An 11,511-nucleotide genomic window follows, 5' to 3' on the forward strand; every position below is an offset into this window, starting at 1 on the left:
TAGCGTCACGACCGTCAGCCCACTCCAGGCGCCGTGGCGCCGCCCTGCGGATCGGGATGCGTGTGGCTCTTGAGGCCGACGCCGTCGGCTTTGACGTCGCCGCCGGTGACCTGGACGTCGCCGGTGATGGCGGCCGATTTGGCGCCACCCGAACCCGTCATGCCGCCCTGGTAGGTGAAGGCTCCCTGCACGGTGACGGCGCCGGTGAACAGCGACTGCGGGGAATCGATGGTGACCGACGGCGTCTTGACGGTGACGGACGCGTCGGCCTCCATGGTGACGGTCCCGCCGGGCAGCACCGTCAGCGTGAAGCCGTCGGTGTGGAGCGTGATCCGAGCCGGGGCGCCGCCGGGCGGGGACCAGCCGCCGGCCGCGACGCCGCCCAGGTCCTCATGGTCGCCGGAGCCGATCCGCAGATAGGCGCCGCCGTTGTGGTGAACCTCCACCGAGCCATCCGGCGCGATCGTCCACCAGGTTCCAGAAGGATGGCGGTGCACCTCCCGGTTCTGTTCCGTGAACTCCATCTCGCCGCTGAGCGGCGGCACCCAGCCGACGACGACGGGCCCGCCGTCCACGAAGCCGACCAGGGCGAGCATGGTGCGGCCGGAGTGGTTGTAGCCGCCGGCCTCGGCCTCGCTGGCCGGCCTCGGGACGTTCGGGACGTTCCAGGACCCGGCGTCCGAGCTGGCGCCGCCGGTGGCCACCAGCACGTTGGCCGCGCGGTAGCCGTCGTCGAGGAACACCAGATCGACGCGCCGCCGCGACGGGTGGACGGCGACCACTTGTGCGATGCGCAGGCTCATGTGTACGGCCCCCGGATGCCTTGCTTCCAGTACGGGTTGGAGGTGAGTTTCGACCGCTCCAGGAAACCGGTGCAGCGTTCGAGTTCGACGGCCGTCGTCCAGGTCCGCAGCGGCTTGAATTCGTGGGTGACCTTGGTGACGTAGCCTTCCGACACCAGTTCCGACACCAGTTCGCCGCGCGTCAGGCGGAGGAATCGTCCGACCTTCAGCGCCTCGCTTCCCTTCAGCGTCGCGGTGCACTCCTCGAAGGCGCTGTTGTCCCGGTTCATCTCCTTGAGCCGTTCGGCGCGCGTATGGAACCAATCGACGTACTTGGACAGGATCTGCTGCCGCTCCGCCGGCGGGGCGGTCGTCGGGTGCCTGGTGATGTCGGGGATCAGGTGCGAGAAGAATTCCATCTTCTTGGCGCCGTATAGATCCTCGCGCGAGTTGGGGTGCTCGAAATCGAGGTGTTTCCGCGTGCGCGTGGACTGCTGATTCAGCGCCCCGTTGGTCTCCATGAGTGCCCTTTCCGGCGACACCCAGTACCAGTTGGCGATGCGCTTGTCGCCACGCCTGGCTTCCCAGCTGACGACGTCCCGGTCCTCGATGGCGACGGTCCCCGGATCGATCGCTCCCGGCATGATGAAATGGCCGCCCACGGTCTTGTAGGGCACCGGCCGGAAGCGGATGGCGGGTCCCCGGTCCTCGTCCTCCACGAACAACTCGTTCCAGGGACGGTCGGCGTAGGCCTCCATCACCTTCCACAGCGGCTGGTTCTTGTTTTCCTTGGAGGTCATCATGCTGGGCGTGAGCGAGCCTTCCTCAACCGAGGAGTACAGCTTGAATTCGCCCACCGCTTGGCTGCTCACCGCGAACAGCTTGCGCGCGCGCGGGTTGACCACCTTGTCGACGATTTCATTCATGAATTCGCCGACCTTCATGATCTTGAGCGCCATGCCGCTGTCAGCGCGAAGCATGAAATCGGACAGGAAGTTCTTCTCGGCCACGGGGGCGATTTCATAGAACACCTGGCTCATCTCGAGGAGTTTGCCGGAGTCGTGCCCCGTGATGACCACGGTGCGTATCGGTTCGCCGTCCTTGCCCAACGACTCCTTGCGTTGCACCTGGTCGACGAAGCCGCGCATGATGAGCGGCAGGGAACCGCCGGTCGGTACCCGAGCGGCCCGGATCTCGATCAGGTCCATGGGCTCGACCAGGGCGTATACGGTGTCCAGCCCTCTGCGCGACCGGTCGGCGAAGCTCACCGTGAAGGTGCCGGCCTCCGTCAGGTTCTTGCTTGTCGTCACCGTGCCGGCGTCGCCGTGATCGCCCAGATAATGCAGCAGGTCCAGGTCGCGTTGCGCTGCGGCATGGCGCTCCGAGACTCCGTTCCGGCGCCCCACCAGCTTGATCAGCCGGACCTGGAGTTGCGGTGTGTAGGTCGTGATCGCCATCAGGAAACCCCCCATGGCCGGGCCGGGCCGACCGGCGCGACCGGCAGATGCTCGACGCCCCGCACCGTGCCGTCCCGCGCCTCGTGCACGACGCGCAGTGGCGCGATCTGAAAGCTGACGCTGGTGTTCTGCGGTGCAGGCGCACTCTGCCCGCCCTCCGGCAGCGGCATGCCGACCGCCGGCCGGTCGATGGACGGGATCGAGGAGGTCTGCCCGCCTTCCGACGGTGTTAGGAAGGGAGCCTCGCTCGTGGATACGCCCGGTTTGCGGGCCGGTGGCGGCGGAACGAAGAGCGGTGGCTCGGGCGGCACCGGCGGCTTGTGGCCTGGCAGTGGCGGGTAGAACTTGCGAGCGTACTTGTTCTTCCACTCACCGACGCTCATGTCTTTCAGATAATCATTCGCATCGATCGCTTCTTTGCTCAGAATTTTTGCCATCATTTCCGTATCGGCTGCGCCCATTACCTTCGGCCCGCCGCCTGGACCAAAATGCCAAGTGGCATACAAGGACAGTGGCGTAACCGGCAGGCCAGCTCTCTCCAGAGCCGGCGCCAATTCCCTATCAACATAAAGCGAGACCATGTCACGGCTGAAGTCTCGATTGAAGCGTAGCTTCAGGAGTTCCTCATCATTCATGCCGCGAACGCGTTCTGGTGCGTATTTTCTGGCAACACTCTTCCATGTGCCGTCGAGGAACTGGTGCCAGCCGCGAGCGGAAGAGGTCGTCGCAGCCATGTCGGTGCCGTTGCTGCTCTCCACAGCCTCCATGGACCGGGTGAAGAGAGCCTTGACTGCGTCGTAGCCAAACTTCCCCTCGACCGGGGGCTGCGCCGAGCCAGAGGCGCTACGCAACCATTCATCCCAAGTGCCTACCAGCGGAGAAGCCTGTTCATTGAGGCCAAACAGCCCTTTGCTCAGCGTCTCTAGAATCCCATTGGCGCGCGCACCACCGGTCGTTTCCATACCGGACTGCGCTGGGGTTCCGACCGTTTTCCTGCGCGGGCCCGCACCCCGTTCGCCCATTGCCATAGCGGCTGCGGTTCCTGGCATCTCCGTGCCGGTGTGGCGGAGGAGCGTCTGGTGGGGTACGTCACGCTGGTTGTCAGCGGCGGGCACGACGTCGGTGGCACCGTCCCAGTCGTGTTCCGGCCCCGGCTCCTGACGCATGGCCGGGCTAGCCGTGAGCGACCTGGCATTCCAGTGCCGGTAGGGAGCGCTTGGGGTTTCCGCCGCATCGCCGCCAGACAAGGTGGGTGTTGGTGCCCCGGCGAAGAAACCGTCCTTTGCGGTGCCGGCGAACGGCACCGAGAATGGCGCTGGCTTCTGCTCCAGAGCGGTCTCTTTCCGTAGGGCCTGCAGCACGGCCGCAGAATCAGGCTCCAGGCTGGGGGGTGGGGTGAAGTCGGCGCCGGGCCGCATCGGATCCTGGATACGGCCAGCATGCGTCCCATTCGTTGGGCTGTCCGACGCTGGGAAAGGAGGCTCGGGGAGAGCGTTCGCCAGTGGCAGGCCGAGGTCGCCGCCGTTGTCGTGGAGGGCGCGGAACAGCGCGTCGCTGGGCGACGATCCCTCCGCCACTTCCTCCGGGGCGGGTCCGGACACCGCAGTGGTCGGGACGCTGTTCAGCGGCATCGTGTAGGACAGGTCGCCCTCGGGCGTACCGTTGTCGGACGGCGGGGCGAACCGGCTTCCCTGCAGCAGGTAGCGGCCGACCGCATCGGTGTGCCGGAGGCGCTCGTTCCCGTCCGGGAAGGTCTGATCGAGGCCGGCGTACCAGGACAGCCAGTCGTCGGCCCCGGTGCCGCGCAGCGCGGCGGCCGTGCCGCCGCGGGTGACGCGCTTCAGGGTCTCGAAGTTCTCCTGAAGCCGTTGCATGTCCCCGGCCACCTCCGCCAGCGCGGGATGGGACAGGTCGAGCTCCTTGAGCGCTCTGCCTTCCTGGCCGGCAAGACGAAGCGCGGTGCGGATCCGTTCGAAGGCGGTGGCGACGCCGGCGGCGTCATCGGAAATCGGAGTGGGGATGGACACGGTGCTGGCCCATGCGTTTTTGAGGCATGGGCCAGCGTGCCGTCACGACCTGCGGACCGGTCACGCGTAGGTATCCGCCGCGACCTCTTCCCAGCCGTCCGGGTCCGCGTCCATCATCGACCGCTCCATGGCCTCGACGTCCGCCTCGAAGTTGACGTTGACGACCTCGTCCTTCAGCTGCGGATCGTCGGTGAAGCGGTGCGCCCACCAGTCGATCAGCATCTCGTCCAGGCCGGCGTCCAGGAACCGTGGGTCCGTCGGCGGCAGGCCGTACCGCCGGCGGAAGGCGAACTCCACGGTGTCGCTGAGCTCCCGGCCCCACTGGCGGGCGTTACGGTTGAGCGCCTCCGCGAAATCGCTCCTCCTCTTCCAGGAGCCTCCCGTGCACCTTGTAGAGTCCCTCCAGGTCTTCGGGGGCCAGCGGGTCCAATTCCTCGACGTCCCAGCCGTCGGGGCCGCTGACCATGAGCACGCCGATGGTGGCCATCGCCGCGGCGCTGTTCCACAGCAGCGGCTCGTCGACCGGGCCGCCCAGGATGCGCAGGGTATCGGCGTGGATCCGGAACTGGTCGCGCATGACACGGCGTCGGAAGACAAAGTCTCCGACGCCGTCCACGCTGACCGTATAGCTGCGGTCAGTCCTGCCCATCACATGGCCGTCCCGACCACGTCGAGGGCTTTGAAATCACCCTTGTTCATGACGATCTTCTGCGCCTCCACCTTCAGTTCGCCGCTCAGATAGCTGCAGCCGATGTACTTGCGCAGCAACTGGCCGGTGTCCTTCGAGTAGATGCACAGGTCGAAGACGACGCCGCGCAGGACGTCGTCGCCGTTCTGCGGGGCGACGCCCGCATCGCGGAGGTTGCCCCGGAACAGGACCATGGTGTCCACGGTCAGGGCGTGGTCGGCCTTGGTCGGGATGTGCTCCTGGACGTGGATGTCGCCGATGCCGATGGCGTCCTGGAGTCCGTAGTTGTCCTTCGCCATGACGGACTGGACGAGCCCGACCACCTTGCCGTCGAGTTCCACGGCGATGCGGTTGCCGGAATGGGTTTTCAGATTCTGGCGCATGTTGGCCTGTCTCCTTACGCCGCGGCCGCGGTGCCGCTGTACGGCACGACGAAGATGGACACGGGGATGAAGTTCACCGGAATCACCGGCGAGCACTGGAACTCGACGCGCAGCACATCCCCGTCCAGCTCGGCGCGGATGTTCCTGTAGGCGGGGTGTTCCTCGTCGCCGACGATGACGCCCGGGCCCTGGGGCTCCGGCCGAGCCAGCTCGCGCAGCGTCGTCTCGGCGATGGAGACGGCGCGGGACAGCACGATCGGTGAGCCCTTGGCGCCGCGCAGGACATCGAGCGCCTGTCGGACGTTGCGGGCGACGAAGTCGGTGGCGACCCCGGTCGATACCTCGACGCGGTTGTAGCTGTCGTTCACCAGCCAGGTGGAGACGCTGCGCACCACCTTGTAGCCCTTCGGTGTCTCCTCCAGGCACAGCACGCCGGCCTGGATCAGGTCGTCGGTGTCGGTCGGGTTGCGCACCTTGAACTCCAGGCCGCGGATCTTCAGCGCCTTGTTGGTCAGCGGCGTGCCGGGGTTGCTGCCGGCGAAGGCGGCGGCGATCACCGCGGCGGTCATGTACGGCGGCAGCAGCGCCAGCTTGCCGCTGGCGTCGTAGTCGTAGTGGCCGGGCCACACCAGCGACGTGCGGTCGCTGTTCAGCGCCTTCGGCAGGTCTTTGACGGCGGTGAGCGCGGTGTTGGCCGCGGGGCCGACCAGGGCGCGCCGCTCCATCCGGGCGACGTTGCTCATGTAGGCGCAGTGCGCGTCCACCGCGGCGTGGATGGCGGCGTTGCCGGTCAGCGGCACCACCCATTGCGCGTCCTCGCCCTGCAGCGTCGTCAGCGCGTTCGTCCAGTCGCCCACGACCGGGGCCGGATCGACGGCGCCGGCGAGGTAGGTCCAGTCGGCGTTCACCGGCAGGGTGCCGGCGCCGGCGGCGCGCGTCGCGGTGACGAAGCCCTCGCCGACGCCGTTCAGCCAGTCGACGACGGCCTGGAGGTTGGCGGTGACCGTGTACGCGGCGGCCTTGACGTCCTGCCCGGTGACGCCGTCCAGCCCGTTCAGGGCCGGCCTGTCCTCGGACCCGGCGATCGCCGACGCGGTGAAGCCCGCCACCGCGTTGATGCGGTCCACCAACTCGCCGACGGTCGCGAAGGACGACAGGTCGATGACCGTCGCCGTGCCGTCCACGTCGAGGGTGACGGTGGTGCTGGCGACGGCGATCGTGGCCGCCGTGCCGGTGCCGGCATAGCGGACGGTCAGCGCGTCGCGGGCGACGTTGTCCTGGCTGAAGTAGCCGTTGCCCAGCATGGTGGTGAGCTTCTTGCCGCGCACCGAGCCGGACTCGATCTTCACCTTGATCTGGTTGGCACCCAGGCCGTAGTCGTCGGAGACGAGGGTGACGACCGTCGCGTCGCCGGCGTCCTTGAGGGTGAGCGTGGCCTGCGTGGCTTGGCCGACGCGGATGGCGACGACCGTCGCCGGGGCGTTGGTTTCGGGGCTCGGGTCGAACGCCTTCTGGACGGCGGCCAGCAGTTCGCCGCCCTTGAGCACGGCGGCGGCTTCAGCCGGCGAGCCGAACTTCAGGACGGTGTTCGGCTTGCCGCCGAGGGCCTTGCCGACCAGGGCCAGGATGTTGCCGACGGTCAGGCCCTTCGGCTGCATGGCCGAGTCGTCGATCACCGACATGGTGGCCGGGGTGGTCCACAGTCGGCCGTTGAAGAAGAGACGGGAAGCCATATGGGCAGCTCCTTATCAGGCCGGGCGCGTTGCCAGTTCGGCGAAGCGGGAGTGGTAGAGGCCTTCCAGGTCGCGCAGGCGGCCGGCGGCCGCCTCGTCGTGGTGGAAGGCGGCGATCAGCTCGACGCGCTTGTCGTCCGCCGACAGGCGGGCGCAGAACTCGTCGAGAGAGACGGGGAATTCGGTCGCTTCGGCCGCCTGTATGGACGTCTGCGTCTGTGTTTTGGCCATGGACTTGCCCTATCTTGAGGAAGAAACGGTGGTCTCGACATCCGTGATTTCGCCGACGACATTGCGGATGTACGACGGCGTCATGCAGGAGAACGAACCGAAGACGAGATAGAGCGGGGTCTCGCTCTGCGTGACGTCTTCGGAATCCTTTTGTGAGAACGTCACCTGCGTCAGCCCGTACTCGGCGAAGACCGGCAGGTTGGCAGCGATGACACGGCCGATGGCGGTGCGCAGGGCGATGCGCCCGGCCGGGTCGGACGACGCCCCGACGACGCTGAGCCTGGTGCTTGACAGCCAGCCTTCGGTTTCCACCCAGCCGCCGTCGCCCAGATGCTCGTCGTCGCACAGGACCTCGCCCACCGCGCGCTCCGCCGTGGAGTTCTCCTCCACCCAGACCGAGACGCATGGGAAGACGGTTTGGCCGGACAGCGCGTGCGGAACGGTCAGCACCGGGACCGCGCCGGAGGCCGGCGCCAGCGTGCCGCGCGCCACCTCGACCGCCAGTCCCAATTCCAACCGCTCGCACAGCAGGGTCTGCGGGTCGACGGCGTCGCCCTGGTAGGTCGCGGCCGGCGTTGCCGACGCGCTGTCCCCGGCCACCCAGAAGCCGCCGACGCGGTAGTAGGGGCGATAGTGGTAGAGCGTGCCGTTGAGCAGCGCCTTGCCCTGGTCGAGCACGACGGTATCGGTGCAGTCGTCCGCCACGGTCGCCGCGCCGGCGTCGTCCGGTCCGGTGAAGGCGTCGGCTGTCCGGCGCAGTACGCGCCATCGTTCCGCGCCCGGTGGCGGTGTGATGAAGAGTCTGAGGGCGTTGCCCGCAGAAAGGGGCTGTATGAGCGTGATCATGCCGGTGAACCGCGGTGTTTCATTCCGGCAGCTTGCCGTCACGACCTGGCGCGTTGCTGAACCGACGCGCGGGCGGCTGACCGCTTCAGAACAGGGTCGCGGTGCCGGTGCAGCGCGGTGCCGGGGCGTCGGCGGAGGAGTCCGCCGTCTGTTGGTCGCCGCCGACGAACATGATGACGAACTCGGCCGGGTTGCTCGGCATCGGCAGCGGGTTGGGCCGGCACTGGAAGGCCCGCTTCCTGCCGCCGATGCCGCAGCCGCACAGCGTGTCGATGCCGCCGGTGACCGACTCCCCGCAGACGCTGCACCGGTGCACGGCGCCCCGCACCAGGATGCGTCCGATGTTGCAGTGACGGCAGACGTGCTCGGTCAGCGTCCAGATCATCTCGGCGCTCATAGCGGCAACTCCAACTGCATGGCCTCTGATATCGGGGGCAGGCCGGCCGGACCGATGCGATGGATCGGGCGGAGGAACGCGATGGGTCGGCGGGCGCGCTTGGCCAGCATGATCATCGCCTCCTGCGGCCCGGTGACGCGGTCGAGGGTTTCACGCCGGACGGCTCCCGCCTCAACAATCAATATTGTTAAATTGTGCAGCTTCGCCGTCAGGCGCGGCACGCCGCCCTTGGCGTTGCGGCCGCGCGCCACCTCCCGGTCGCGGTTGTAGCAGGACACGCAGAGATGCCCGTTGATCAAGCGTGGGGCGGGGCGGAAGCAGCGCGGGCACAGGCACGACAGCGCGTCGGCGGCAATGGCCGTCTGGGGAAGGGGTTTCCCGGCCTTTTCGGCCCCCAGCGCGCAGGACCGGCAATGCCAGCGCCCTTCCCAAGGCTCCGGACGCTTCTTCTGCGCGGTCTCCCAACTGGCCGCGCAGCTGGATTCGGCCAGCGTTACCGAGCGCCGCTGGCAGCGCATCATCACCGGGCCGCCGGCGGCGCCCTGTATGGTTACCCTTGACGCATTGGACATGTTCGCACCTGTCGTTCACGACCTGGCGAACACGGTACCTCGCGCGGCCACAACCATCAACACTTTTTGTTGTTAAAACGATTGTGGCCGCCGGGGATTACGGCCCTACTTGGCGCCCGGCTTGCGTTTGCCCAGGGCGCCGGCCAGCGCGTCGAACGGGCCCGGCACGACGCCCTTCTCGTCGCTGCGCCGGTAGACGTAGACGCCGAGCACCGCCAGGGCCGGCAACAGGATCGAGGACATCTGCGACATCGCCGTGATGCTTGCCGCCAGCTCGGACGGGTGCATGACCGCCACGTACGCGATGATCAGCGTCTGCAGCAGGATCACCAGCGCAATGAGGTAGCCGAACGCCGGCCGCATGCGCCGGACGAACGGGTCCTTGCTGTTGGCCTCGTTCTGCATGGTCGCGTTGACGATGCGCAGCCGTTCGACCTCGTCCCGCTCGACGGCGAGCATGGCGTTGGTCGCCAGCTTCTGCACCTGGAGGAGGAGCGCGGGATCGGCCTTCAGCGCGGCTGCGATGCCGTCCGGTTCGCTCTGACCGGTGAGGGCCTGGACCGCCGGCACGAAGCGTTCGGCCACCTTGCCAAGCTTGTCGTCCGCCATCCCGACCAGATCCGGGATCAGCGGCAGCAGCGACAGGAGGAAGGAGAACATGATGCGGCCCTCCTAGGCCTTGCGGTGGACGGGAGGCAGTCCCAGCGCCGCGGCCGTGTCCGGACCCACGATGCCGTCGGCCAGCAAGCCGTGGGCATCCTGGAAGCGCATGACGGCCAGTTCCGTGACACGGCCGAATGCGCCGTCCTCCATGAGGCCGGCACCGCGCGCGTTGAGCACGACCTGCAGCCCCTTCACCGCCGGGCCCGCCGAGCCCAGGCGGAGCACGCTGCCGGGCGCCGCCTCGCGGCCGGCCGCGTCGGCGTACGCCGCGGCGAGGCGGAGGTGATAGCGGTTCCTGGCGTACTGCGGGCCGTTGTAACGGCGTGCGAAGGTCTCCCAGTCGCGGTCCCGCAGCGCGTCCACTAGGCGCGCCGCGCGGCAGAACGCGGCGAAGGCTTCGAGGTGGTTGTCCTCGTCGTCCGCCATGGCGACGACGAACCCCCCGACGTCGTCGAAGCCCGCCATCCGGTGGTTGCCGCCGAGGATCTGGAAGCGTCCCCAGCTCGCCGCCTTCAAGGCGGCCTCGCGATCCAGCTCCAACGCCTCGGCGAGCCGCAGGTACTCGGCCGCGCCGCCGCGGTACAGGGCGCGGTTCCAGGTGGGCGAGGAAATGCCCGGGTGCGACGTGTCCCAGCGCCGCCCGGTGGCGGCCGAGAAGAGATGCGCCTCGACGAGGATGCGCGGACGGCCCGAGCCGTCGGAGAGGAAGCCGCCGACGCCGCCGGTCTCGACGGTATCGACGGCGCGGACCACGGCCGGTTCGACGCCGAGGGACTCGGCGATACGGAGAATGTCGTCGGAGCCGATCGGCGTCGCGGCTCCAGAAAACGGGTAGGACATGCAGAGCCTCGCGGGTAAGTTGATCCCGCGATTGAGCTGTCACGACCGGCCGCCGGGAGCCCTCGGGATCACCCCAGCGTGCCGGCGCCGCCCGCCCGCGGGGTGTGCTCCGCGGGTGAGGCGTTCTTGGGCTTCCGCTTGCGCTTCGTCGCGGGTGCGGGAGGGGGCTGGCCGACGCCGTGCAGCATCTGCAGCTTGGCCATCCGTTCCTCATGCTTGTGGTTCAGTTCGGCCGCCAAGGCGGCGTGCTTCCCGATCATGCCGTGCCACTCTGTGTCTGTGTCGCGTTGCGTTGCAAGGAGAGGGCAACCCTGCCGTCACGACCGGCCACGACCGTCGTCCACGCCATTGAGGTTAATTCGTTTACGGGCGTACCGGAGACAATGTTTGTTGTTAGACTTCCAACACCTGTCCGTGTTAAACGTTGCGCAAAGGGGTATTGCGGCCTGATTCCCATGACCATCGTTGGACAACGTCTCCGAGCTGTGCGCGAGAAAGCCAACCTGTCCCAGGCCGAGCTTGCCGGACGGATTGGCACGAGTCAGCAGACCATCGATAAGATCGAGCGGGGCCTGACCAAGCATCCGCGATTCGTGGTCGAGATCGCCGACGCGCTGAACGTCGGTGCCGCCTATTTGAAGGGGTTGACGGACGACCCGACCCCCGAACCGATCAGGTCTCGAATCGAGGCGGAACTGAAGCAGGTGCCGGACGACCGCCTGGCCGAGATCCTGCGCGCTGTTCGCGAAGCGAAATCCTGAGCTCCTTCGCTGCAGACCGCAGGGCCTTCCAACACGCAGCCCTGCGATCGTCGGACGCCTGTTCAATTTCTAGTGCGATCAATTCGAGCGTCCGCTTCCGATCAGACAACCCCACTTCCCCACGCATTGCG

At 67.6% G+C, this 11,511-nt stretch carries 15 protein-coding genes; 1 reads left to right on the forward strand and 14 read right to left on the reverse strand.

The annotated features are described in order from the left end of the window. Positions 1-14: 14 nt before the first annotated feature. From TSO221_RS18670 to TSO221_RS18735, 14 genes are all read right to left on the reverse strand, one after another. A complete protein-coding gene (locus tag TSO221_RS18670; protein WP_109120026.1) occupies positions 15-803 on the reverse strand; it encodes a hypothetical protein in 789 nt (262 codons plus the stop codon). After that, positions 800-2,239, reverse strand: a complete 1,440-nt coding sequence (locus TSO221_RS18675) for a hypothetical protein (RefSeq protein ID WP_146208849.1) — start codon at positions 2,237-2,239, stop codon at positions 800-802. Before TSO221_RS18675 ends, TSO221_RS18670 begins: the two co-directional genes overlap by 4 nt. Then, entirely contained in the window at positions 2,239-4,266 is a 2,028-nt protein-coding gene (locus TSO221_RS18680) for a hypothetical protein (protein ID WP_109120028.1), read from the reverse strand. Before TSO221_RS18680 ends, TSO221_RS18675 begins: the two co-directional genes overlap by 1 nt. Before the next feature lie 60 nt (positions 4,267-4,326). Further along, positions 4,327-4,563 (reverse strand): hypothetical protein, encoded by a 237-nt coding sequence (locus tag TSO221_RS18685; protein WP_109120029.1) that lies wholly within the window; start codon positions 4,561-4,563, stop codon positions 4,327-4,329. A gap of 34 nt (positions 4,564-4,597) precedes the next feature. Then, complete coding sequence (locus TSO221_RS18690) at positions 4,598-4,843, reverse strand: hypothetical protein (RefSeq protein WP_146208850.1); 246 nt, start codon at positions 4,841-4,843, stop codon at positions 4,598-4,600. 71 nt (positions 4,844-4,914) lie between these two features. Next, the gene (locus tag TSO221_RS18695; RefSeq protein WP_109120031.1) at positions 4,915-5,337 is read right to left on the reverse strand and encodes a hypothetical protein; all 423 of its coding nucleotides are present in this window, start codon (positions 5,335-5,337) and stop codon (positions 4,915-4,917) included. A gap of 14 nt (positions 5,338-5,351) precedes the next feature. After that, positions 5,352-7,070, reverse strand: coding sequence for a hypothetical protein (locus tag TSO221_RS18700; protein WP_109120032.1), 1,719 nt, complete (start codon positions 7,068-7,070; stop codon positions 5,352-5,354). A 15-nt stretch (positions 7,071-7,085) separates the two neighbouring features. After that, on the reverse strand, positions 7,086-7,301 hold the full coding sequence (locus tag TSO221_RS18705) for a hypothetical protein (RefSeq protein WP_109120033.1): 216 nt from the start codon (positions 7,299-7,301) through the stop codon (positions 7,086-7,088). Between the two features lie 9 nt (positions 7,302-7,310). After that, complete coding sequence (locus TSO221_RS18710; protein ID WP_109120034.1) at positions 7,311-8,006, reverse strand: hypothetical protein; 696 nt, start codon at positions 8,004-8,006, stop codon at positions 7,311-7,313. Positions 8,007-8,232: 226 nt separating this feature from the next. After that, positions 8,233-8,544: a hypothetical protein gene (locus TSO221_RS18715; RefSeq protein WP_109120035.1), complete on the reverse strand. Its 312-nt coding sequence runs from the start codon at positions 8,542-8,544 to the stop codon at positions 8,233-8,235. Further along, positions 8,541-9,116: a hypothetical protein gene (locus TSO221_RS18720; protein WP_146208851.1), complete on the reverse strand. Its 576-nt coding sequence runs from the start codon at positions 9,114-9,116 to the stop codon at positions 8,541-8,543. Before TSO221_RS18720 ends, TSO221_RS18715 begins: the two co-directional genes overlap by 4 nt. A gap of 105 nt (positions 9,117-9,221) precedes the next feature. Beyond that, a complete protein-coding gene (locus tag TSO221_RS18725; RefSeq protein WP_109120037.1) occupies positions 9,222-9,776 on the reverse strand; it encodes a 3TM-type holin in 555 nt (184 codons plus the stop codon). A gap of 12 nt (positions 9,777-9,788) precedes the next feature. Further along, entirely contained in the window at positions 9,789-10,619 is an 831-nt protein-coding gene (locus TSO221_RS18730; RefSeq protein WP_109120038.1) for an N-acetylmuramidase domain-containing protein, read from the reverse strand. A gap of 68 nt (positions 10,620-10,687) precedes the next feature. Beyond that, positions 10,688-10,879: a hypothetical protein gene (locus TSO221_RS18735; protein WP_109120039.1), complete on the reverse strand. Its 192-nt coding sequence runs from the start codon at positions 10,877-10,879 to the stop codon at positions 10,688-10,690. A gap of 195 nt (positions 10,880-11,074) precedes the next feature. Here TSO221_RS18735 and TSO221_RS18740 point away from each other — a divergent pair, with 195 nt between their 5' ends. Further along, entirely contained in the window at positions 11,075-11,380 is a 306-nt protein-coding gene (locus tag TSO221_RS18740; RefSeq protein ID WP_109120040.1) for a helix-turn-helix transcriptional regulator, read from the forward strand. The last annotated feature ends 131 nt before the right edge of the window (positions 11,381-11,511 follow it).

This window comes from Azospirillum sp. TSO22-1 (assembly GCF_003116015.1).
Taxonomy (GTDB): Bacteria; Pseudomonadota; Alphaproteobacteria; order Azospirillales; family Azospirillaceae; genus Azospirillum.

Excerpts from the sequence above, each read along its gene's own strand:
- TSO221_RS18670 (WP_109120026.1), bottom strand. The coding sequence starts at position 803 with ATGAGCCTGCGCATCGCACAAGTGGTCGCCGTCCACCCGTCGCGGCGG.
- TSO221_RS18675 (WP_146208849.1), bottom strand. The coding sequence starts at position 2,239 with ATGGCGATCACGACCTACACACCGCAACTCCAGGTCCGGCTGATCAAG.
- TSO221_RS18690 (WP_146208850.1), bottom strand. The coding sequence starts at position 4,843 with ATGCGCGACCAGTTCCGGATCCACGCCGATACCCTGCGCATCCTGGGC.
- TSO221_RS18695 (WP_109120031.1), bottom strand. The coding sequence starts at position 5,337 with ATGCGCCAGAATCTGAAAACCCATTCCGGCAACCGCATCGCCGTGGAA.
- TSO221_RS18700 (WP_109120032.1), bottom strand. The coding sequence starts at position 7,070 with ATGGCTTCCCGTCTCTTCTTCAACGGCCGACTGTGGACCACCCCGGCC.
- TSO221_RS18705 (WP_109120033.1), bottom strand. The coding sequence starts at position 7,301 with ATGGCCAAAACACAGACGCAGACGTCCATACAGGCGGCCGAAGCGACC.
- TSO221_RS18715 (WP_109120035.1), bottom strand. The coding sequence starts at position 8,544 with ATGAGCGCCGAGATGATCTGGACGCTGACCGAGCACGTCTGCCGTCAC.
- TSO221_RS18720 (WP_146208851.1), bottom strand. The coding sequence starts at position 9,116 with ATGTCCAATGCGTCAAGGGTAACCATACAGGGCGCCGCCGGCGGCCCG.
- TSO221_RS18725 (WP_109120037.1), bottom strand. The coding sequence starts at position 9,776 with ATGTTCTCCTTCCTCCTGTCGCTGCTGCCGCTGATCCCGGATCTGGTC.
- TSO221_RS18730 (WP_109120038.1), bottom strand. The coding sequence starts at position 10,619 with ATGTCCTACCCGTTTTCTGGAGCCGCGACGCCGATCGGCTCCGACGAC.
- TSO221_RS18735 (WP_109120039.1), bottom strand. The coding sequence starts at position 10,879 with ATGATCGGGAAGCACGCCGCCTTGGCGGCCGAACTGAACCACAAGCAT.
- TSO221_RS18740 (WP_109120040.1), top strand. The coding sequence starts at position 11,075 with ATGACCATCGTTGGACAACGTCTCCGAGCTGTGCGCGAGAAAGCCAAC.